The organism is Streptomyces sp. 147326, assembly GCF_045000215.1.
GTDB lineage: Bacteria > Actinomycetota > Actinomycetes > Streptomycetales > Streptomycetaceae > Streptomyces.
In genome coordinates, this window is record NZ_CP134201.1 from 992424 (window position 1) to 1014789 (window position 22366).

The 22366-nt window shown below is 70.6% G+C and carries 18 protein-coding genes; 2 read left to right on the forward strand and 16 right to left on the reverse strand.

The window, feature by feature from the left end; genetic code table 11:
- The first annotated feature begins 19 nt into the window (after positions 1–19).
- Positions 20–382, forward strand: coding sequence for a metalloregulator ArsR/SmtB family transcription factor (locus RIU97_RS04520; protein WP_404953460.1), 363 nt, complete (start codon positions 20–22; stop codon positions 380–382).
- A 184-nt stretch (positions 383–566) separates the two neighbouring features.
- On the opposite strand, the gene RIU97_RS04525 is transcribed toward RIU97_RS04520, so the two are convergent.
- From RIU97_RS04525 to RIU97_RS04540, 4 genes are read right to left on the reverse strand one after another with little or no spacing between them, the layout of a single operon-like run.
- A complete protein-coding gene (locus tag RIU97_RS04525) occupies positions 567–1361 on the reverse strand; it encodes a TSUP family transporter (protein ID WP_404953461.1) in 795 nt (264 codons plus the stop codon).
- A 3-nt stretch (positions 1362–1364) separates the two neighbouring features.
- On the reverse strand, positions 1365–1757 hold the full coding sequence (locus tag RIU97_RS04530) for a molybdopterin-binding protein (protein ID WP_404953462.1): 393 nt from the start codon (positions 1755–1757) through the stop codon (positions 1365–1367).
- 48 nt (positions 1758–1805) lie between these two features.
- Complete coding sequence (locus RIU97_RS04535) at positions 1806–2582, reverse strand: aquaporin (protein ID WP_404953463.1); 777 nt, start codon at positions 2580–2582, stop codon at positions 1806–1808.
- Between the two features lie 41 nt (positions 2583–2623).
- A complete protein-coding gene (locus RIU97_RS04540; protein WP_404953464.1) occupies positions 2624–2938 on the reverse strand; it encodes an ArsR/SmtB family transcription factor in 315 nt (104 codons plus the stop codon).
- Positions 2939–3009: 71 nt separating this feature from the next.
- Here RIU97_RS04540 and RIU97_RS04545 point away from each other — a divergent pair, with 71 nt between their 5' ends.
- Positions 3010–3429, forward strand: coding sequence for an arsenate reductase ArsC (locus RIU97_RS04545; RefSeq protein WP_404953465.1), 420 nt, complete (start codon positions 3010–3012; stop codon positions 3427–3429).
- A 78-nt stretch (positions 3430–3507) separates the two neighbouring features.
- On the opposite strand, the gene RIU97_RS04550 is transcribed toward RIU97_RS04545, so the two are convergent.
- The 12 genes from RIU97_RS04550 to RIU97_RS04605 all read right to left on the reverse strand — a co-directional run bounded on the left by RIU97_RS04550 (position 3508) and on the right by RIU97_RS04605 (position 22237).
- Positions 3508–4263, reverse strand: a complete 756-nt coding sequence (locus RIU97_RS04550) for a thioesterase II family protein (RefSeq protein WP_404953466.1) — start codon at positions 4261–4263, stop codon at positions 3508–3510.
- Positions 4264–4454: 191 nt separating this feature from the next.
- A complete protein-coding gene (locus RIU97_RS04555; protein ID WP_404953467.1) occupies positions 4455–4913 on the reverse strand; it encodes a hypothetical protein in 459 nt (152 codons plus the stop codon).
- Positions 4913–5692 carry a thioesterase II family protein gene (locus RIU97_RS04560; protein ID WP_404953468.1) on the reverse strand — a complete coding sequence of 260 codons (780 nt, stop codon included), beginning with the start codon at positions 5690–5692 and terminating at the stop codon, positions 4913–4915. The genes RIU97_RS04555 and RIU97_RS04560 overlap by 1 nt, the downstream gene beginning before the upstream one ends.
- A 12-nt stretch (positions 5693–5704) precedes the next feature.
- Positions 5705–5971 (reverse strand): phosphopantetheine-binding protein, encoded by a 267-nt coding sequence (locus RIU97_RS04565; RefSeq protein WP_404953469.1) that lies wholly within the window; start codon positions 5969–5971, stop codon positions 5705–5707.
- Positions 5965–6732: an SDR family NAD(P)-dependent oxidoreductase gene (locus RIU97_RS04570; protein WP_404953470.1), complete on the reverse strand. Its 768-nt coding sequence runs from the start codon at positions 6730–6732 to the stop codon at positions 5965–5967. Before RIU97_RS04570 ends, RIU97_RS04565 begins: the two co-directional genes overlap by 7 nt.
- Positions 6729–8072 carry a class I adenylate-forming enzyme family protein gene (locus RIU97_RS04575; RefSeq protein ID WP_404953471.1) on the reverse strand — a complete coding sequence of 448 codons (1344 nt, stop codon included), beginning with the start codon at positions 8070–8072 and terminating at the stop codon, positions 6729–6731. The genes RIU97_RS04570 and RIU97_RS04575 overlap by 4 nt, the downstream gene beginning before the upstream one ends.
- A gap of 198 nt (positions 8073–8270) precedes the next feature.
- Positions 8271–9587, reverse strand: a complete 1317-nt coding sequence (locus RIU97_RS04580; RefSeq protein WP_404953472.1) for an MFS transporter — start codon at positions 9585–9587, stop codon at positions 8271–8273.
- A 57-nt stretch (positions 9588–9644) separates the two neighbouring features.
- On the reverse strand, positions 9645–11225 hold the full coding sequence (locus tag RIU97_RS04585; RefSeq protein ID WP_404953473.1) for a GNAT family N-acetyltransferase: 1581 nt from the start codon (positions 11223–11225) through the stop codon (positions 9645–9647).
- Complete coding sequence (locus tag RIU97_RS04590) at positions 11222–15841, reverse strand: condensation domain-containing protein (RefSeq protein ID WP_404953474.1); 4620 nt, start codon at positions 15839–15841, stop codon at positions 11222–11224. The genes RIU97_RS04585 and RIU97_RS04590 overlap by 4 nt, the downstream gene beginning before the upstream one ends.
- On the reverse strand, positions 15724–20148 hold the full coding sequence (locus RIU97_RS04595) for an amino acid adenylation domain-containing protein (protein WP_404953475.1): 4425 nt from the start codon (positions 20146–20148) through the stop codon (positions 15724–15726). The genes RIU97_RS04590 and RIU97_RS04595 overlap by 118 nt, the downstream gene beginning before the upstream one ends.
- Positions 20145–20990, reverse strand: coding sequence for a hypothetical protein (locus RIU97_RS04600; protein WP_404953476.1), 846 nt, complete (start codon positions 20988–20990; stop codon positions 20145–20147). Before RIU97_RS04600 ends, RIU97_RS04595 begins: the two co-directional genes overlap by 4 nt.
- Positions 20990–22237, reverse strand: a complete 1248-nt coding sequence (locus RIU97_RS04605; RefSeq protein ID WP_404953477.1) for a tryptophan 2,3-dioxygenase — start codon at positions 22235–22237, stop codon at positions 20990–20992. The genes RIU97_RS04600 and RIU97_RS04605 overlap by 1 nt, the downstream gene beginning before the upstream one ends.
- Between the last annotated feature and the right edge of the window lie 129 nt (positions 22238–22366).

Consider the following 22366-nt stretch of genomic DNA (forward strand, 5'->3'; position numbering starts at 1 on the left):
TTGCCGCGATGATGGACGCATGACTACGAAGGTGTTGCCGCTGCTGCAGCCGGAAACCGTGGCACCGTGCTGCCCGCCGCTGTCGGAGCGTCCGCTGACCGCCGAAGAAGCCGAGCGGACCGCGGTCATGTTCAAGGCCCTCGGCGACCCGGTGCGGCTGCGGCTGTTTTCCCTGGTGGCGTCCCATGAGGGCGGGGAGGCCTGTGTGTGCGACATCTCCGACGTCGGCGTCTCCCAGCCGACGGTCTCCCACCATCTGAAGAAGCTCCGCGAGGCCGGACTGCTGTCTTCCGAGCGGCGCGGGACCTGGGTCTATCACCGGGTCGAGCCGTCCGTCCTCGCTGCAATGGGCCAGCTCCTCACCCGCGCGGCCACTGCATGACCATCACGATCACGCCACTCACCGGCGTGCACCGGACGAGGCCCTGGCGATCTACCGGCTCGACGCCGACGGCAAGGTGCGCGGCTGGATCGCGGCCGCGAAGGTCTCCGACCTCTGCGCCTGCACCAGAGTCGTCGAACGCCCTCGGCTTGGTGTCGCAGGTCAGCTCCTGGGCGCCTTCGGATCAGCTGAACGTCTCGACTGCGTAGAGGGCCCCGACGCCTGCGGCCAGCGTCCCGAGCAGCAACCGCAGCGCCCTTTCCGGAAGGTGGGGCTGAAGGCGGGCGCCGAGGTAGCCGCCGATCAGTCCGCCCAGGCCGCAGGCCAGGCCGAGGAACCAGTGGGGCGCGATGTTGCCCGGGTCGGCAAGCGACAGCAGTGCGTAGGTAGCCGCTCCGACTACGGAGGTGGCGAAGGTGGACGCCAGGGCTGCCGGGGCGACCTTGGCGACCGGCATCCCGCGTCCGACGAGGATCGGGCCGAGGAGCGAGCCGCCGCCGATGCCGTAGATCCCTCCGGCCACCCCCACGGCCAGGGCCAGGCCGGTGACCGTACGCGCCGACGGCTCGCCACCGGAGGGCTTCGGTTCCGGGTCCGGGGGTGGCAGGAGCGTCCGGGCGATCAGCCACACGCCCAGCGGCAGGAGGAACACGGCCACCAAGGCCTTGAAGACGGCCGGGCCCGGTAGGGCGAACACGCGGATGACAGCGCCGGTGACGACCCCCGGCAGGGTACCGAGCACCAGCTGCTGGACCAGCGGACCGTGGAGCGCGCCGGTGCGGCGGTAGCGCAGGAGCGCGCCCGGGCCGGCGACGACGTTGTAGAGGAGATTGGTCGGCGTCACCGCCGGGCTCGGTACTGCGAACACGCTCAGCTGCACGGGCAGCAGGAAGACTGCTCCCGAGACGCCGACCGGCGCGGTGACGACGGCGATCAGCAGCCCTGCGGCCAGCCCGGCCAGTCCTGTCCCCCACTCCACGGGTCAGCTGCGTTCGATGTGCACGCTCGTCGACTTGACCCGTGCGGTGGCCCGCATCCCGATCTCGATCCCGAGTTCTTCGACGGCCTCGCGAGTCAGCAGGGACACCACCCGGTGCGGGCCGGCCTGGATCTCGACCTGGGCGGCGACATCGCCGACCTTGATGCCGGTGATGATGCCGGGGAAGGCGTTCCGGGCCGACGTGTACGGAGCGTCCTCGTCCTCCGCGCCTTCTTGGGCGAACTCGGCACAGAAAGCGGCGAGATCGGGGCCGTCGACGATGCGCCGCTTGCCCTCACGGCGGGTGGGAAACCGGTCGGCGTCCGCCCAGCGCCGGGCGGTGTCGATGCTCACGCCCAGCAAGTCGGCAGCCTGGCCAATGGTGTAGGACTCCATGCGCCACACCCTAGAGGAGCAGGTCAATCGTCTCGCCCGTGCGCCGCGTCATGCCGCAGGCGTCCGGGTGTCCGTCTTGCCGCGCATGAAGATGACCGCCACCAGGGCCAGGCCCACCACGGCGCCGACGAGCTGCATGCCGATGAAGCCGGGCACCGAGGCCGGAGCGATGCCCGCGAACGTGTCCGTGAAGGCACGGCCGATCGTGACCGCCGGATTGGCGAACGAGGTGGAGGAGGTGAACCAGTACGCGGCGCCGATGTAGGAGGCCACGGCGACGGGGGCGAAGCGGAGGCGGTCGGTGCGGGCCAGGCCGAAGATCAGCAGGATCAGGCCCGCGGTTGCCACGACCTCGCCGAGGAGGAGGTTCCCGGCGGAGCGGTCGTGGGTGGACCATTTGACCAGCGGCTCGCCGAACATCGCGTCCGCCAGGATCGCGCCCGCGATCGCGCCGACGATCTGCGAGGGCACGTAGACGGCCACCCCGCGGGCGCTGACGCCGGCGCCGCCGCGGCGGGCGGTCCACCACTCGGCCAGCGTCACGGCCGGGTTGAAGTGCGCCCCCGACACCGGGCCGAGGAGCGCGATGAGGACGCCGAGCCCGAAGACCGTGGCGGTGGAGTTGGCCAGCAGCTGCAGGGCCACGTCCTGGGTGAGCTTCGTGGCCTGGATGCCCGATCCGACGACGACCGCGACGAGGGCTGCGGTGCCGACCAGCTCGGCGGCGGCACGCGCGATCAGCGGGGTGCGGGGCGGGGTCGCGCCGGGTGCGGGCTGGGGCACGCCGGCAGGTATGGGGATGCCGACGGGCTCGGTGGCGGTCAAGGCGGGTTCTCCTCGGGCAGGTGGGGCAGAGCGAGAAAAAACTACGGGCAGGACCGCTTGAGGTTCGCTTCGGCGGTGGCCCGCGCCGTCTGGGCGAGGTCGGCGAACTGACCGGCGAGGACCTCGATGACTTCCGGGCGCAGGCGGTAGTAGATGAACCTGCCGCATGGCTCCGTGTCCACGACCCCGGCCTCCCGCAGCACCTTCATGTGGTTGGAGAGGTTCGTCTGCTTGGCGCCCGTCTCTTCCACGAGGTGGGTGGTGCAGAGCGTCTCGCGAGCGAGCAGGGTCACGATGCGGAGCCTGAGCGGGTCGGCCAGAACCCGGATCAGATCAGTGTCGACTGACGTCATCATGGACTGATACTTTCACATCAGTTGAGACTGACACCAGCCCACCGCAGTCGCCTCACCCCAAGGAAGAACAGATGTCCTCCGCCCCCACAGCCTCCGTCCTGTTCGTCTGCGTCCACAACGCGGGCCGCTCCCAGATGGCGGCCGGGTTCCTGCGCCACCTGGCGGGCGACCGCGTCGAGGTCCGGTCCGCAGGCTCCATGCCCGGCGCGCAGATCAACCCCTCCGCCGTCGCCGCCATGGCCGAGCTGGGCATCGACATCTCCGACCAGAAGCCCAAGGTCCTCACCCCCGAGGCCGCCCAGGCGTCCGACTACATCATCACGATGGGCTGCGGCGACGCCTGCCCGTACTTCCCCGGCAAGACCTACCTCGACTGGCAGCTCGAGGACCCGGCCGGCCAGGGCGTCGAAGCCGTCCGCCCCATCCGCGACGAGATCAGGGGCCTCATCGAGGGCCTGATCGCCGAAATCGACGCCAAGCCGGAGGCCTGAGCCGACGCGGCGTGACAGCGACGACCCCGACGGACGACGGACGACGGACGCAACTCATCGCCCAAGGCTCCTGGCCGGTCAGCCCGCGGTGGCCAGTTGATCCGAGAGCTCGCGCACCACCACGTCGTGCTGTTCGACCAGGTAGAAGTGGCCGCCGGGCAGGACCCGCAGCTGGAATCCGCGGGGCGCGACATCTCCCCAGGCATTCATCTCCCCCGCCGAGGTGGACGGGTCCGCGTCGCCGATCCAGGCGTGGACGGGGCAAGCGACCGGGGTGGCGGGGCGCAGACCATAGGTGTCCGCGATGGTGAGGTCCGCCCGGAGCACCGGCAGTACGAAGTCCTGGACGTCCGGGTCGTCCAGGAGAGCGGAGTCGGTCCCGCCGAGCCTGCGCAGTTCGGCGATCAGCACCGCGTCCGCCTCCCGGTAGCGCTCACGGGGGAGCACCCGGTGCGGGGCCTCGCGGCTGGACACGTGGAGGGCCGCCGGCAGGACGCCGTGCCGCTCCTCCAGTCGCAGCGCCATCTCGTAGGCCAGCGAAGCCCCCATGCTGTGGCCGAAGAGCGTCATGGGTACGTCCGCGAACGGCAGCAGCGCCGCGGTGACCTGGTCGGCGAGCACGTCCATGGTGTGGATGAAGGGATCGGCCAGTCGCTCGTGCCGGCCCGGGTACTTCGCCACCAGGACTTCCGTGTCGCTGCCGAAAGAGCGGCCCCAGGGGTGGAAGAAGCTGGCGGAGCCGCCCGCGTGCGGCAGGACCACCAGGCGGTGCCGGGGCGTGGCCGTCGCGCAGTACCTGCGGAACCACGTGTCACTGTCCGTGCCGATGGTCATGCTCGTGTGCACCTCGTCGTCGGGTCTGTCGGCTGTTCATGTTCACGCGGTCTGCTGCGCAAGGCGGCCGCGGGGAGGTGTCGTCCCCGGGGATCGGGGCCCGGGCGGCCGCCCCGGCACGGCGTGGCCGTCCCGGGCCGGCCGACTCGCGCGGTGAAGCGGCGGAGCCCCGGGCTCCGGTCGGGGGCCGCCTATCTGTCGCCCGGGCCGGCCAGGGTTGCCCGGACCGAGATGGGCAGGTCCAGGGCTATGACGAGGAAGCACTCCTCGTGCGCGATCACGGAGAGGTCCTGGAACAGGGCGAGGGGCACGTCTGCCACTCCGCGGACGGTCAGGGAGCCCGAGGTGAGGGAGTGGCGGCCGGGTTCGACGAGTTCCAGGTGGAGCGTGGCCTCGACATCGAGTTCGCGCGCGAGGTGGCCGCGCTCTTCGAGCTTGTGGGTGAGGCACTGCGCGTAGTCCATGGCCAGCGCGGCCGCCACGAGCTCCTCCGGGGTGCTCTCCCCGGCCGGCTCGGAGGTCCTGCTGCTCCATCGCATCCGCAGGCCGACGCCCACCGAATCGAGGGAGACCGAGCCCTCCCCCGCATCCTGCGGCTGGTCGCCGAACAACGGGCCCCGCCATACGGCGCGGGCAGATCTGGTCGCCATCAACGACTCCCCATCATGTCGGTTTGTGCGGCTGCTTCGGTGATCGCGCCGACGATCCGGGCGCACACCTCCGGCGCGCGGTCGAAGACGTAGAAGTGGTCCCCGGGCCAGGTGCGGAAATCCGTGGCGCCCGCGTGATCGGACCAGGCGCGCATCTCCTCGGCGCTGACCAGCGGATCGGAGTCTCCCCTCATGACGGAGAGCGGAGAGGTAAAGGGTGCGTGGCCCTCGTACCGGTATCCGTGGTTCACGATGAGGTCGTTGCGGAGTGCGGCGATCATGCGGTCCGCCAGGACGGTGTTGGCCCACAGCGCCTCGGGGGTGTTGCCCAGCCAGCGCATGTAGTCGACGTACTGGTCGCGCGTCCAGTCCTCGGGCCGGCCGTTCGCCGGTTCGGGGACGACGAGTTGGGGCGCCGGGCTCCCTGACACACCGACCCACAGCGGCTGGTGCCCCCGCTTCGCGAGTTCGTGGACGAGCTCGAAGGCGATCAGCGCTCCGAGGCAGTGGCCGAAGACCGCGTAGGGTCCGGACAGTTCTCCGGCCAGGTCCTCGGCGAACGAGTCCACCGCGCTCTCGATGCTCGGGCAGACCGGCTGCTTGGGAGCGGTCGCCCGCGCCGGCAGCTCCGGGACCAGGATCCGCCAGCTCTCGGGGAGGTGGGGCAGGAGGGGTACGAAGCTCCCCGCCGATCCTCCCGCGTGGTGCAGGAGGACCAAGGTCAGTTCAGCGGGTTCCACGGCGACGGTCGACCGGCCGCGGAGAACGCAGATGCTCAAGGTCTCGCTACCTCACCCTCGTGCGGACTCTGCGCCGAGCGCAGTGTCGTAGGCGTTGACCAGGTCGCCGACCGTGCGCATCTCGACGATCGAGGTCTCGCCCTGGAAGGGGTCCACCCCGAGCTCCATCTCCATGCCGATGAGCAACTCGGCGAACATGAGCGAGGTGAGGCCGAGCCCGACCAGGTCGCTCGTCAGGGAAATCGTGGGGATTTCCCCGTCTGGGCCCTGCAGCAGGCGAAGGATTTCCGCTTCGATCGACTCTTGTGCGTTCAGCATGTGAGACCTCCGTCAATGACCAGGGATTGCCCGGTAACGAATTCCGCCCGGGGGGAGCTGAGGTAGAGGACGGCATCGGCGATGTCGTCCGCCGCGGCGAGCCTGCCGAGAGGGGTCCGGCGCTCGATGCGTTCGCGATACGCGGCGGGCATCTCCGCGGTCATCGCGCTGTCGAAGTAGCCGGGCACCACCGAGTTGACGCGGATTCCGTTGCCGCCGAGTTCACGGGCGAGGCTCCGGGTGAACCCGTCGAGGCCCGCCTTGGCCGCCGCGTAGACCGAGACGCCCCGGTAGCCGCGGATGGCGTTGATGGACGAGATGTTGACGATGTTCCCGCCGCCCTGGCGGGTCATCAGCCGCGCGCAGGCCTGGGTGAGCATGATGGGGGCGACCAGGTTGGCGGTGATCTGCGCCTCGATCGCCTTCGGCGGCATGGTGAAGAGCAGTTCCTCGCGCACCAGGCCGGCGTTGTTGACGAGCAGGTCCAGCCTGCCGAAGGCGCGGTGGACGTTGCGGACGAAGGTCCGCGCCGTCGTGGGCTCGCCCAGGTCGACTGCCTCCCAGTAGAAGGATTCCGGGTGGGCCGCGCTCGATTCGGCGATGAATTCGGAGGTGGAGCGGCTGAACGTCGCGACTCGCCAGCCGTCGGCGAGCAGGCGTTCGACCAGGACGCGTCCCAGCCCCCGGCTGCCGCCGCTGACGACGGCCACCCGTCCTGCGCCGACGCCCTCGTCCACTGCTGTGCTGAGATTCTCTGTCATGCGGGAGTACGCACCTTCTTGAACCGGTCGGAGTGCTGGTCGGCGTCGGAGACCTCCACGACGAGCGGCACTTTGTACGCTTCCAGCCGTCGGCCGCAGTACTCGCGGACCTCGCGGGCGACTTCGCGCGCGTCCGCGGGGCTGACCAGTTTCACGGTGGCTTTCACCACCATCCCTGTCACGTGGCTGGGCCTGCCGGAGACCGTGGCCTCGGCGATGTTCGGGATTTCGAGCAGGACGCTCTCGACCTCGCTCGGGTAGACCTTCTCTCCGGCCACATTGATCAACTCGGTGACGCGGCCGAGGATCCGCACGTAGTCGCCGTCGGTCTCCACGGCGTCCTGGGTGTTGAAGTAGCCGTCGTCGTCGAACGGAGCGGCCGCGTTGAGGTAGCCCAGCATGGCCGTGTCGGAGCGCACCCAGAGGATTCCGTCGACGATCCGGTAGTCGAATCCGGCGCCGCCGAGCTTGACCCAGAGACTCCCGTCGCCCTTCGACTTGGTCGCCATGATGCCGAGTTCCGAGAGGCCGTACGTCTGCTTGAACCGCACCGACGGCAGCGCCTGGTTGAGCAGCTCCAGCGTGCGCTGGGGCATGGGCTCGGTGCCGTAGGTGATCAGTTCCAGCGACGACAGGTCGTGCTGTTCGTGAGCGTGCGAGATGAGCAGCATGTTGAGGAACGTCGGCGTGGTGGGAAGGACCTCGACACCGAAGGCGGCGATCGCCGAGCACACGGTGTCGGGCCTGCGGTCCGAGAGCGTGACCAGGGTGCCGCCGTGGTTCAACGTGTGCAGCAGGGTGTTGATCCCGCCGATGTGGTCGATGCTGAGGAAGCCCAGGGTGCGCCGGGCCCGCGACGGTTCGCCGTACTGCGCCAGCATCGTGCCCAGGTCGAGCACGATCGCCTTGCTGCGTCCCGTGGTTCCCGAGCTGAACAGCACCAGGCCCGGTGTTCCCGCGTCCCGGAGACGTCCGTGGAGTGCGTGCGTCGCCCGCAGGCCGGTCCGCTCGACGGCGCGTCCCGTTCCGCCGGCCACGGTGATGGCCACTTCCACCTCGGCGGTCTCGTGGTACTCGGCGCGCTTGGCACCCGAGGACCGGGGCAGCGGGACGATGATCCCGCCCCGGTCGGCCAGTGCGACGAACGCGGCGCACACGTCGACATCACAGGCGCCTTCAAGGGCGACCACGTGGCCGGCGCCGACGTCGTGCTCGTCGAGGTAGGCCTGCCAGTCCCGGACGCGTTCCGCCAGCGCCGCGTACGTGTACCGGACTCCATCGACGACGAGGGCGTCACCGTCCCCGAAGGCACGGAATCGATCGATCAGTGAACTCGTCACGGGTTCCTCGTTGTGTTCGTCATCAACTGTTGCCTTCTTTCGAAAAGGGCATGGGGCGGCGAACCGCCGGCATCGCGTCGCAGGCGAGGAGGGATGGCTCGTCATCCGGGGCGGCTCGGGGCGCCCGGCTCGGGGCGCCGGGCCGCCGGGCCGCCGGGCCGAAAGGCACGATGCCGTCCGGCCCGGAGCCCCGGGAGGTCAGGCCGTCGCGGCGGCCAGTTCGCCGTCCGACTCGGCCTCGGCCGTGGTTGCCGCCTTCGCCGCGGGGCGGTCCTGCTCGTCCGGCAGGCTCCGGCGAAGCTTGAGGCCGGCCAGCGGGACGAGCAGGCTCCCGACCGCCAGCACCACGATCAGCGCCCTGCCGTGTTCGACCTCGAGGAGAGCGGTCGTGAGCAGCGGGCCCAGGATCATCCCCCCGGAGATGACGAAGGAGAACAGGGCGTTGGTGCGCCCGCGGACCTCGTCGGTGACCAGTCCGTTGATGAGCGTGGCGACGATGGGGATCACGATGACCTCGGCGACCGAGAAGATCGCGACACCCGCGATGAGCGTCACCAGCGCGGCGGTCCCGGAGGTCAGGCCGGCGAAGAAGACGCACACCCAACTGGCCGCCGAGAGGACGCCCGACGCCGAGATCAGCGTGCTCCTGCGCACGCCCTCCAGCCGCGGCATGAGCAGGAACTGGGCGAGGACGATCACCACGACGTTCGCGATGAAGGCCACCGAGATCCCGCGCGGCGTGACCGCGTCGTTGACCGTGACGTAGCCGGGGAGCGCGGACTGGAACTGGCTGAGGGAGACGGTCGCGCACAGCAGCATGCAGAACAGGGCCAGCGCGAGCGCGGGGATGCGAAGAACGGAGCGGTAGGAGGGTGCGGGCGCGTCGGCGTCCGCCTTGGCCTTGTGGTGCTGCTTCTCCGCGGTCTTCGGCAGGAGGACCAGGAAGGCCACCGCGGTGACGACGAAGGAGAGCCCGTCACCCAAGTAGAGCAACTGGTAGCTGCGCAGGCTGCCGGAGGCCACGAGGCCGCCGACCAGGACCCCGAGTCCGACGAAGGCGTTGAAGAGCGTGAATTCGAGGCCGAAGGTCAGCGTGCGCTGCTCCTTCGGGACCACGGTGGCGAACATCGTCTTGGTGACCGTGCCCACGCCACCCATGCCGAGGCCGTACAGGGCCGAGACGGCCAGCGCGATCCACGGCCGGTCGGCGATGGCGTAGAGCCCGGTTCCGACACCGGCGATGATCATGACGACCGGCATCACGAGCCGGTAGCTGAGCTTGTCCAGCAGGTGGCCCCAGACCAGCCCGGATCCGAACGAGCAGAGGCCGGTGACGGCGATCGCGGCGGGGCCGATCCGGATGTCCAGGCCGCGGATGTCTCCGAAGTACACCAGCAGGAAGGGCATGACCAGCCCCGCGCCGAAGGAGTTCACCGCGTTGGCGACCAGCAGCGCCTGAGCGCGGCGTGGCAGCAACCCGATCACGCGCAGCGGATTTTGCTTGGTTGAAGACATGGGACGCATCTTTCGATTCGACGGGAACTGCCGGTGCCCGGGCCCCGGCAGAGCGGTTCAGGACTGGGCGGCGGCGGTGTCGATGGTGAGCCGCCAGATCGTCCTGCCGTCCTTGCGGTCGAAGCCGAACCGGGGGAGGGCCTCCGCGAGTTCGACCTGCCCCTTCTCCTCGACGATCGCGGTCACCGTGATCCGTTCGCGGTCCGCCCATCGGGCCGCCGAGGCCAGCAGCGCGTCCGGCACTCCTTCGCCGGCGCACTCGGTGAGCGCCTGGGCGTCCACCAGGTTCACGGCGCCGTCCTGGACCGAGTCCGACGCGAGCCAGCCGACCGGGCGCCCGTCCTTGCGGCAGGCGAGCAGCAGGCCGTCGCCGTCTCCGAGGACGATCTGCCGAACCGTCTCCGGCTCCAGCCTGAGCTTCACGCCGCCGGGCAGCACCACCTGGGCGAAGGTCACCACCGCGAGGGCGACGAGCTCCTCGACGGCCGCGGCGTCGCTCCTGTCCACGTGCTCGACGGTCAGGTGGGCGGGAGCTTCGGCGGTCGGGGCGTCGGGCGTCCGCTTGCTCACGCCGTGCAGGCCGATCACCTCGAAGCCGTGCTTGCGCACCCAGGCGCCGGAGATCTCGTCCTCGTCGGCGGTGGCGGCGACCAGGCCGGTCTTGCCCTCGCCGCGGGCGAAGACACGGGCCTCGGCGAGCAGGCGCGAGGCGAGGCCGCGGCGTGCGGCCTCCGGGCGCACCACGATGTCCAGGAAGTGGTTGTCCTGGTCGTCGACGCCCTTCAGGCCGCCGCACTGGACGAACGCCAGCGTGTGGCCGTCCTCGCGGATCGCCCGGATCATCGGGTCGGTCCCGGGAGCGAAGGCCAGCTCGTGGCGCCGCCCGCTCGACAAGCGTCCCTCGATCACCCCGGCGATCAGGGCGCGGCCCTCGTCGTCGAGGTCGAGGGGCTCCGAGACGGGCGCGAGGTCCGCCGCGCCGAGGACGAAGCGCTCGATGTCCCCGTCACGGGAGACGTGCTGGAAGCCCGTCCGGGTCAGCACACCCTGGGAGGGCGTGTTGTCGGCCATCGTGCGACCCACCACCTGGTCGACGCCCGCCTGGGAGAAGGCCCAGCGGACGAGCTCGGTCAGGGCCTCGGTGGCGTAGCCCGCGCCGCGGCAGGACTCCGCGAGGCCGAATCCGACCTCGACGACACCGCCGCTCGGCGGCGCGTGGAAGCCCATTTCGCCGATCACCAGGCCGTCCGTTGCCCGGACGAGCTGGTACATGCCGAACCCGTACCTCATCTGGTCGGGGGTGCGTCGCCCGAAGCCCCCGGCGGCGAACTTGCTGCCGGGCAGCGGGTAGCCGGCTATCCAGTCGTCGGAGGTGGCGTTCTCGTCGAGCAGCACGGCCACCTGGGCGGGAGTCAGCTCCCGGAGGGTGAGGCGTTCCGTCGTGAGCGAGTTGGTCTGCGGTTCGAGGAGCTCGCGCACCGACAGGGGCGTCAGGTCCGTCCACTCTCCCCCGATGTGGCTGAGGCACTCCTCCTTGCCGCCCTGGAAGCCGGTCGGCTTCCAGCCGTCGGGCAGCTCTCGCCCGACCGGCCAGGTCGAGTACTGGCCCTCGTCGTTGGTGACGACGTCATAGATCACTGTGCTGCTCCAAACGCATTCGGGTTGTCGAGGTGAGTGGCGAAGTCCCAGAGCCGCGACTTCGGGAAGAAGCCCGTTTCGATGCCGTGGCCCAGAAGGGTGCGCAGCAGGGCCGCGTCGGGCTCGGGGCAGCGCAGATCACCCAGGGCGTCCGCCGTGGCCTGCGCGTCGTACTCGACCATGGTGGGCACGGGCTTGACGAACTGGGCCAGGAACGCATAGGCGTTGGCGTCGACGGCGTCGGCTCCCGGCCGTCCCAGCCACTCCCCCACCGCCTCCGGGGCGGCGGGGATCACGGCATAGCCGAGGTCGCGGAGGATCGCCACGAGGTCGGACGAGGGGAGCCTCACCGGGTTGCTGACGTGGAAGGTGCGGCCCGAGTGGGCCGGGTTCCGGGAGAGCTCCAGGACGGCGTCGGCCGCGAAATCGACGGGGGTCAGGTCCATGCCCCACCCCGGTGCCGAGGGGACGAGGCCGCAGCTGAGGATCACCCGCAGGATCTGGTACATCATGTTCGCGCTCGGATCGGGCAGGAAGGTGCCGGTCCGGGTGTTGCCGACCAGTGTGCCCACGCGGTGCACGGTCGCGTCCAGCCCGTCGGCGATCGCCTTCCTGACGACGAGTTCGGCCTCGTACTTCGACCGGGCATAGGGGCTGTCGAAGGCCTCGCCCCGGTCGAAGTCGTCCTCCCGCAGGGTCACCAGGGGTCCGTCGCCGGGCGCGGGGCCGACGGCGGACAGCGTGGACATGTGAGCCATGCGCCAGCCGCGGGCCAGGGCCAGGTGGGCGAGCATGGCGGTCGGGACGATGTTGTTCGCGGAGTAGTGGTCGTCGCGGCCGTAGTGGCGCACCTCGGCGGCCGCGTGGATGACCTCCCGGACCCCTTCGGTGGCAGCCGCCAGCTCTTCGGGGCTGATCGTGCTGAGGTCGCCTTCGATGATCCGTACCCGACCGGGCAGTTCGGAGAGAACGTCCGGCGCGTAGTACGCGACCACCTGCGCGAGCCGGTCCATCGCCGGGACCTCGCCGCTCCGCCGCACCACGCACGCCAGCGGACGGCCGGGCTCGCGCAGCAGCGCGGCCAGCACGTGCGCGCCGAGGAAGCCCGTCGCACCGGTGAGGAGGACCTCACCACCATCGGCCGGCGTCGCCGCGGTGTGCCGGACCGGTCGCGCCACGGGGGCCGCCTCGCTGAGCCCGGCCGTCTCCCGGACGGAGGGCGCGGGCACCTCCGCGTCCAGTTCCGCCAGGCGGGCGGCGAACTGCTCCACGGTCGGGTACGCGAAGAAGTCCTGGATGGTGGTGTCGGGGTAACGCTCCTGGATCTCGACCAGGCAGGCCAACACCTGCAGGGAGTGACCGCCGATCTCGAAGAAGTCGTCCTCGGGGCCCTTGACCTCGGCCTGCAGCGTTTCGGACCACAGGTCCGCGACGTAGCGTTCGAGGTCGCTGAACGGCCGGTCGCCGCCTCCCGTCATGCTCACACCTTCCGTCGTGCCGGCCTTCGCCGCGGACGCCTCGGACTCGGGCAGGGACGGCCGGACGCCGGGGTCGGCGACCACGGCTTCCAGCAGCCGCGTGTAGTCGGCGCCCCACTGCCGGACCGTCGCCTCGCCGAAGAGCGCCGGATCGTATTCCAGGTCCAGGTGCAGACCGCCGTCCGCAGCCGGGGTGACGTACAGGGTCAGGTCGAACTTCGCGCCGATTCCGGGCAGTTCCACCGAGCGGCTGGGCATGCCGTCGAAGGCGGGCAGGGGGAAGTCCACCGGCATCGCGAACATCACGGAGAACAGCGGGGTGCGGCCGGGGTCCCGCTTCGGATTCAGCTCGGCGACCAGTCTGTCGAACGGGAACGCCGAATGCCGGATCCCTTCGAGTACCACCGCGCTCACGGTCTTCGCCAAGGAGGCGAACGAGTCGTCGTGGCCGAGCACCACCCTGAGCACCAGGGTGTTCAGCATCAGTCCGAAGGCCCGCTGCGACGCCTCCGTGGACCGGCTGGTGACCGGTGTCGCGATCGCCATGTCGTCCGCGCCGCTGTGGTGGCGCAGGAGGACCGCGTAGGCGGCCAGCATGGTGCTGAACGGTGTGGCGTTCAGCTCGGCGGACAGTGCCCGGATCCGTGACGCCAGTTCGGGGTCCAGGTCGCAGCCCCAGATCGCGCCGGCGCCCGCCCGCACCTCGGGTCGGGGACGGTCGGTGGGAAGGGGCACCAGGTCCGGCGCGCCTTCGAGCTGTTCCCGCCAGTAGGCGCTGCTCCGCGTCGTGTCGTTCTGCTCGGCCCGCTCCAGTTCGGCGAGGACGTCGTGGAACTGGTGCGCGTTCGCCCGGGCCGGCGTGTGGTCCCCTGCCCGTCGGCGGTGGTAGTCCTGCGCCAGGTCCTCGACCATGACGCCCATGGACGTCGCGTCGGTCACCGCGTGGTGCACCGTGATCACCATCAGGCTCCGGGCCGGGCCGAGGACCAGCGTCGCGCGTACGGGCGGCTCGGCGAAGCAGCGCAGGGGAGGTTCCCCCAGCTCGCGCACCCATTCCCGGACGTCGTCGTCCCCGGCCAGCGGACGGAGCGTTTCCCGCTCCGGTCCGAGCGCCGTGTCGAGGACGGAGAGCTCCACGCCCGGCTCGCCGAGGATCTCGGTCTCGAACTGTCCGCCCCTCTGGTGGAAGACGGTGCGCAGACCGGAGTGACGGCGCTGGGCGTCGGTGAAGGCCTCGCGCATCGCTGCCGGGTCCACCCGGCCGGCGATGTCCACCGCGAGCGTGACGTTGTGCTGGTTGGAATCGCCCTGCATCAGGTCCACGAACAGCATCCGCTGCTGGGCCAGGGACGGCGGGTACGAGGCGACCACCGTCGAGGAGGCGGCCGGAGCCGGGGGCGTGGAGGAGGGCTCTGCCGCGTGGTCGGGCAGCAACGCGAGCATTCCCGCGAAGGTCCCGGCGTCCAGCAGGTCTCCCAGGCCGGGTGCGGTGCCCAGTTCCGCTTCGAGCCGCTGCCGCAGCCGCAGCAGGGCCAGCGAGTCTCCGCCGGCCTCGACGAACGAGGCACACTCGTCGGGGGTGACGGCCAGCAGGTCGGTCCAGATGCCTTCGAGCACGTCACGCGCCACGGGCCGGGCGGAGGCCGGCGCGACGGCCGGAGCCGGGCTCGTGCTCGTGCTCGGCTTCGGTGCCGGTCGCTCCGAGTGGACCCGCCGGTCGAATCCGTAACCCGGCAGGTGGATCCTGCGCCCGGACACGCCGCCGGTGAGGTCTGCGGGGGCGCCCAGGCACCATGCCTGCGCCGCGGCTCCCGCCACGGCGACGGCCGCGTCGCGCTCACGGTCGAGCGTCGGCACCAGGGCCGGCGGGTCGGCCAGCTGCCCGGCGAGCTGGATGAGCGTGGGGTGCGGGCCGATCTCCACCAGGACGGTCGGCGTTCCCGCGGTGCACACCTGTGACAGGGCATTCCAGAACTCCACCGGCCGGAGCAGGTGCTCCCGCCAGTGCGCGGCGTCGGGCGCCGCGTCCATCGGGCCGGCGGCGCAGCTGAACCACGCGGCGGAGGTGGGCGCCGACCAGGTGATCGCGTCCGCCGCCCGGTGGAAGTCGTCCGCCATCGGGGCGAGGAGCGGGGAGTGGAACGCGTGCGAGACCGGCAGCCGGCGCGTCCGCACGCCCTCGCCGCCCAGCACCTCCTCGATCCGCTCCAGGGACCGCCGGTCACCGCTCAGCACCAGGTCCCGGGGGCTGTTGACCGCGGCGATCGCCACCAGGGGTTCGTCAGCGGCCAGACCGGCCACCCTTCCGGTGTCCCAGGCGGAACCGGGGCGGCACCGGACCGACAGCATGGTGCCGGGCTCCGTCTTCTCGACCATCAGCCTGCCGCGCTCGGCGACCAGCATGAGCGCGTCCTCCTCGGACACACCTCCCGCGACGGCCGCGGCGGCGAACTCGCCCACGCTGTGCCCCAGGACCGCATCGGGACGGATGCCGTACCGCGCGAGCACGCGCACCAGACCGAGCTGGACGGCGAGCAGCGCGGGGGCCGCGACGTCCGTGCGGCCGAGCTGAGCCGCCCTGCCCGCGTCGAACAGGCAGTCCAGGAGCGGATACGGCATCACCCCGTCCAGCAGCGCGTGGGCCCGGTCGATCCACTCCCGGAACTCGGGGTAGGCGGCGTACGCACCCGCCGCCATGCCGGTGTACTGGCCTCCCTGACCGGTGAAGGCGAAGACCGTACGGCACTCGCCTTCGGCGGCCACGCCCGTCCGGACGCCGGCCGAAGGGGCCTGCGGGTGCCGGAGCAGGGCCGCGGCGGATTCCGTGTCGTCGGCGAGTACGGCGAGGCGGTGCTCGAACCTCTCCCGACCGTGGACGAGCGTGTGCGCCGCGTCCCCCAGGCCGGTCCCCCACCGGTCTTCCAGAAAGTCCGCGAGACCGGTCGAGGTGTGCGCCAAGGCCGTTGCGCCCCGCGCGGAGAGAGGAAGGATGAAGGGCGGTTCAACCCTGTTCTGTGCAGTCACTGATGGGTCCCCCCGGTCGGCTCGATGAATTCCTCCACGAGCACGCATGCATTGGTGCCGCCGATTCCGAACGAACTCACTCCGGCGAGCCGCGGTGCGTCGCCGGCCGGCCATTCCTCGTTCGCGGTCAGCAGGCGAAGGCTCCCGTTCTGCGTGAGTTCCTCGATGGGCCGGCCTGAGTTGACCGTGCCCGGAAGGACCTTCTCCCCCAGCGCGTAGACCGCGGTGAGCAGGCCTGCGATACCGGCTGCCGTGTTGCAGTGGCCGATCGCGGACTTGACCGAGCTGACGGGCAGCGGAGCGGCCCGCTCCCCGACGACCTCGCCCAGCGCCGTCGCCTCCACCGCGTCTCCCAGCCGGGTACCCGTGCCGTGGGTCTCGACGAATCCGAGGTGGCCGGCCTCGCGGCCCGCGAACCGCAGAGCGTTCCGGAACACGCCCACCTGGCCGTCCGCTCCGGGCGCCGTGTAACCGGCCTTCCGGTTGCCGTCGTTGTTGATCGCCGAGCCGACGATCGTGGCGTGGATCGGATCTCCGTCACGGAGCGCGTCGGAGAGCCTCTTGAGCAGGACGACGCCGGCGCCGTCCCCGCCCACCGTTCCGGTGGCCCGGACGTCGAAGGGCCGGCACACGCCGTCGGTGGCGTAGATCATGCCGGGCTCGTAGACGTATCCGCCGTCCGCCGGGTCGGCGATCGACACCCCGCCTGCGAAGGCGTAGTCGCTGGCGCCGGACCGCAGGCTCGCGCAGGCCAGGTGAACCGCCACCAGGGAGGTCGAGCAGGCCGTGTCGACCATGACGCTCTCGCCCTGGAAATCGTGGCGGTAGGAGTACCGGGTGGCCGCGAAGGAGGGGCGGGAGGAGAAGGCCTGGGAGAGCCCTTCCGCGAGGGAGTCCTCGCCGAGCGGTTCCTGTGCCTCGGTCTCCGCACAGCCCGCGTAGATGCTGGTGCGTCCCCGCAGCTGGTCCAAGGTGACCGCGGCGTTCTCCATGGCCGCCCACAGGCATTCGTGGAGCAGCGCGTGCTGCGGGTCGGTCGCACGCGCTTCGACCGGAGACAGCCGGAAGAGCTCGGCGTCGAACGCGCGTGCCGTGTCGAGCAGACCCCAGCGGTCGATGCGCAGCCGTCCGTCGCCGAGCGCGACCGCCGGCGTGCCCGCGCCCGCGACGCAGTCGCGCGCGTCCCGCAGGTTGTCCCAGAAGGCGTACACGTCCGGCGCGAGGGCGAAGCGTCCGGCGACGCCGATGATGGCGATCGGCTCGTCGGCGGCGGTGGGGACCGCGGCCGGGGCGGCCTGGGGAAGGCCGTCCGGGCTCCCCAGCCGTGCCGCCTGGGCGCGGACGGAGGTGAACCTGAGCAGTTCGGCGACGCTCAGTTCCAGACGGGCGTGCCTCTTCAGCATGGCCTGGAGGCGCACCAGCAGCAGCGAATGGCCTCCGGCCTCGAAGAAGTTGACGTCGTCGTCCGGCGGGACCTCGCCGAGCACCTCGCACCACGCGGCCCGCACCGCGTCGAGGCCGCGCTGTGCGACCACCGTGCGGACGCCGGCCGGGCGTGCCCCGGACCGGCGGTGCGGAGCGGGCAGCCGGCGCCAGTCGACCTTGCCGTTGGCGTTGAGCGGGAGTTCGTCCAGTTCCGCCCAGGCGGTCGGCACGGCGAAGTCCGGGAGGACCGAGCCCATCCGGGATCGCACGTCCTGCCAGGTGCCGCCCGACTGCAACACCAGGTAGGCCGCAATCTCCTTCTCGTCACGCGGATTGCGCCAGGTCGTGACGTGGCAGGCGCGGACCGCGGGGTCGGCGAGCAGGGCCGACCGGATCTCTCCGAGCTCGATGCGCTGACTGCGGATCTTCACCTGCTCGTCCATGCGCCCGACGAACTCGATCTCACCCCCGGGCAGGCGGCGGACCCGGTCGCCCGTTCGGTAGAGACGGTGGCCCGGCCGGCCGCTGAACGGATCCGGCACGAAGGCCTCGGCCGTACGGAGCGGGTCGCCGAGGTAACCCCGGGCGAGGCCGACGCCGCCGAGCAGCAACTCGCCGGGGCATCCCACGGGAGCGAGGTCGAAGGTCCCCTCGTGGACGACGTACGCCTCCGTTCCCGGGACGCAGTGGCCGATCGAGAGCGTGCGGCTCCCGTCCTCCACCGCGTCGACCTTGGTGAACATCGACGTGAAGGAGTTCTCGGTCGGGCCGTAGCCGTGCAGCAGCACGCCGGGACCGCACCACTTCACGGCGCGTGCCACCTGCGGGATCGCGGCCGTGTCACCGCCGAAGACCATCACCCGGAGGTGCTGGAAGAGATCGGGGGCCTCGGTGACGAGGTTGTGGAACAGGGGGGTGGTGACCATGAGCATGGTGACGCCGTGTTCCGCGACGGCGTCGCGCAGCTCGGCGGGCGAGAGCGCCAGCTCCCGGTCGAGGATCACGAGGCGTGCGCCGTGGGTCAGCGCACCCCAGATCTCGTAGGTCGCGCCGTCGAAGTTCAACGGGGACAAGTGGGCGATCCTGTCGTCCGGTTCGAGCCGGACGTAGCCGTCGCCCTGCATCAGCCGGGAGACGCCCAGGTGCGAGAGCATCACGCCCTTGGGCCGTCCGGTCGATCCGGAGGTGTAGAGCACGTTGAGGAGCATGTCGGGGTGGAGCCCGACGGCGGGCGGGGCGGCGGGGAGGGCGGAGGCCGCGGCTCTCACGTCGGCGACGGAGTGCGCGGGGTGGCCGAGGCGCGCGAGGCGCTCCACGCCGTCGGGCGAGGTGAGGACCCGGCGGACGCCGGAGTCCCGGAGGATCGACTCGAGCTTCTCGTCGGGATACCCGGGCTCCAGCGGAAGGTACGCCTTGCCCGCCAGGGCGATGCCGAGGAACGCGACGACGGCGTCGATGCCCTCGGAGAGCAGGACCGCCACGAGTTCCTCGGGCTCCTGCCCGGAGCACGAGGCGTGGTGATCGTCTTGAAGGAGCCATCGGGCGACCTGGGCGGACGCCGCGACCAGCTCTCCGTAGGTGAGGGACTCCGTGCCGTGGATCACCGCGATGCGGTCCGGATCGCTCGTCGCGGCGTCGACGACCATCTCCGGCGGGGTCCTGGTCGGGTGGGCGCTCCGGGGATCGGCGGCGCCGCCCGCGGGTGCGGCCATGGCGTCGGATTCCAGCAGGAGGTCGCCCATGTGCGTCGAGGGACTCTCCGCAGCCGCGAGGAGGAGGCCGAGGAGCTGGTCGAGCATCGCCCGGGCGGTCGACTGCCGGTAGATGCCGGCGTCGTAGTCCAGCTTCAGCGTGAGGCCGTCGTTGCTTTCGACCGCCATCAGCGCGACGTCGTGTTTCACGGCGCCGAGCCGCACGTCGAGCCGTGTGACGGTCGTGCCGGAACACAGGCGTCTGACGTCGGCCGTGGTGCGGTGCGTGAAGGTGGCCCGGAACGTGGGGTACCGCTGTCCCCTCGCCGCGAGCTCCGCACGGAGGGTGCCGGTGTCCACGCCCGAATGCTCGAAGGACTCGATCACCTGGCCGCGGACGGCCGTGAGATGGTCGATCCACGGTGTCTCCGGGGCGAAGGACGATCGCACCGGGAGTACACGCGCAACGAGGCCGACGGTGTCGTCACCGCCCGAACCGAACCGCCCGCTGAACGGGATGCCCAGGAGACCTTCGGCCTGGCCGCTCCACTGGTGGAGGACCGCGGTCCACGCCGCGAGGAGCCCGATCGCCGGGGAGACCAGGGCGGACTCGAAGTGAGCCCGGAGGGCCGGCACCGACCCGCCGGTGATCGAGGCCTCCTCGCATCCCGCGGACGACGGCCGCACGCCCCGGACCAGGTCCGGCAGGGGCTCCAGCATCTCGGACGACTCCTGGAGGAGCCCCAGCCAGTAGGCGAGGTCCTCCGCCGGATCCCCGCTCGGCTCCTCGGCGTCCTGCCGGCTCTCCTCGGCCTCGCCAGTCCGCGGCTCGATCGTCTGCTCGTAGAACGAGCAGAGGTCGTCCACGAGGACATCGACCGAAGCGGCGTCGAGCACGATGTGGTGGCCCGTCATGACCAGCACGGCCCCACCGGGCTCCAGCAGGAGATCGGATCGCAGCAGGCCGGGCGTCGTCATGTCGAGGGGCCGCAGTCCCACCTGCTCGGCCCATGCCGTCCGGCGCGCGTCGTCGAGGTCCGCAGCGGACCGGACGACCCGCAGGGACGGCTCGACGCGCGCGGCGACGACCTGCTTGACCGTACCGTCGTCGTCCGTCCGGAAGGACGAACGCAGTGCCGGATGACGCTCGTACAGTCGCACGAGCGCCGCCCGTACGGCCGCTTCGTCGACCCGGCCCTGGAACGTCAGGCAGATGGGAACGTTGTAGCGGGAGGATTCCGGTTCCTGGCTCGCGGCCAGCCAGAGGTCGAGCTGTTCGGCTCCGGCGGTGACGACATTGCTCATATCTGCGGGGTCCGGTCCGGGGTCGCCTGCCGGTAGGCGTCGTCGACGCTCTTCCACAGGAGCGGGAAGACGGACCGCTCGGACAGCCGCTCGAGCTCGTTCACGGGTTCACCGCGAAGGCTGGTCGGGCCGTCTGCGGCCGCGGGGGTGGACTCGGCGCGCGCCGCCGGGTGACCGCCCAGGTGCTGACGGACCAGACGCAGGTGAAGCTGGTTCCACTCCATGAGCTTGCAGTCGAGCGCGTGGAGTCCGGTCTGTACCGACGACAGCCCGCTCAGCCACGCGGCCGACGCCTCTCCGCCCTCACGGGCGAACTCCTCGATCAGGTCCTTGGACGTCACGTCGTGCCGCTTCATGGCGGCTTCGAACGACTTCCACACCGCCCGGCAGACCCGGCGCAGGTTGCGTCCGCCCGGCGAGTCCAGCCCGCTGGTGTTGGCCGGAAGGTGGTCGCGCATGCGCAGGAAGCTCGCCTGGGCCAGGTGGTCCATCAGAATCCGGACGCACTGGACGGGCAACTCCGCCAGTCCGTTCGTCCGGGCGATGAGACGGGCGGCCAGCCCGAAGTCGTCGTTGTCGAGGGCCCCGGCCACGCGTCCCAGTTCGTGGTGCATCGAGCACCACACGTACTCGTTGACCAGGTGGACGATCTGGAACATCCGGTGGTCGGAGTTGATCAGTTCGGCCTCGGGGACCAGCGCGGCCATCGCGAGGGTGATCCGGGTGTCCATCTCGTAGTTGCTGCCGCGGTCGTACTCGAAACGCAGGAGCGGGTTGGACTCGCTGGGGTTGAGAACCGCCTTGGCCTCGCCCGGCCGGCCTTCTTCGATGCGTCGTGCCATTAGTACGTAGTCTCCTCAGCTCGGCGGAACAGCCTGTTGTCGATGACGGATCTCAAATACGGGGTGCCCTCGGTGTAGCCCGTGCCGCTGACCGAACCGATCATGCGGACGGCCAACCGGTAGTGGGTTCGCTTCCAGCGTTGGTGGACGGCTTCGATCTGCGCCATCGCCCGGGCCAGGCGCGCTTCGACCTCCGCGTCGTGGGCACCGCTCGCGATCAGGGCGTCCGCGGCCCCGCGCACGGTGGTCATGCTCTGCAGGACGCGGCCGCGCACCTCGGGAACGGACTGGAAGGCCGGGGACTCGACGCGCGCCGGCGGGGGCGTGCCGCACAGGGCTTCGAACGTTTTGTAGTTGACCGACTGGATGGCGCTGGCGCCCTCGGTGAACTTCCTGAAGAACTCGAACGACTCGCGCTGCATCGTGGCGAGCAGGGAGAAGAGCGGAAGCCCGTGACTCAGCACCCGGGCGATCGAGGAAAGCAGCAGAAGAGACTCTTCCGCATCCCGGGCTTCAAGCCTGAGAATTGCCTCGGACGCCAGTCGGGCCAGGTGCTCGAATATCGACTCGAACGACTGGAGCACTCGGATGAAGAGATATTCATCGTGAATGATGTAGACGGGCAGAAGGGTCTGCTCCAGCCTGGGAGCCATCCCGGGCGGTGCTCCTTCGAGTACGTCGACGAGCTGATCGTACCGCTCCTGGAGGGAGGATACCCTCGGCGTGATGGGTTTGGCGCTCAGCCTGTCCATTTCGGTTGCGACACGGAGCCCGTGCCGCAGCCGTTTTTCCACGGCGTCCCGGGACGGCCGCATGCACGGCAACTGGGAGCGATATCCGAGGGCCGCCCCGCATTCGAATGCGAGAGCATCGTAGAGAAGGAACGCTATGCGGGTGGCGACCTCGTCCTCGAAATCCGGAAGCGGCTCGGCGTTCTGCGGCCGCAGCAGGTCAAGGGCCGTGTAGGTCGTGTAGTCGTAGGTCCCGTCGTGCTTGTCCAGCACCACGGACAGGAAGCGCCGCAGGTGTTCGCGGCTTGCGTCGTCGCCGACGATATCGGACTGGCCGGCGCGAACCCGGACGAGCTCCTCGACGACGGGCGTCGCGAGGAAGTGCTTGCCGACGGACCTGATGTAGCGCACGACCCTGGAAGAGGGAAATTCCTCGGCCACCGGCGACTTCCGCCAAGAATCGAGCTCCATCAGCAAGAGTCCGGGGAGGCCGAGTTCTCCTTCGTCGAAATGCATAAAGAATCCCCCGTGCATGGTCTTGCAGCGACAAGAGTGTCAGGTGAGTTCCTGGGAGAAATCCCCGGTGGGCGACGCGGAAGATGACACGCTCATAAGCGGGGCATCGCACCATCAGTGCGGGGTTCC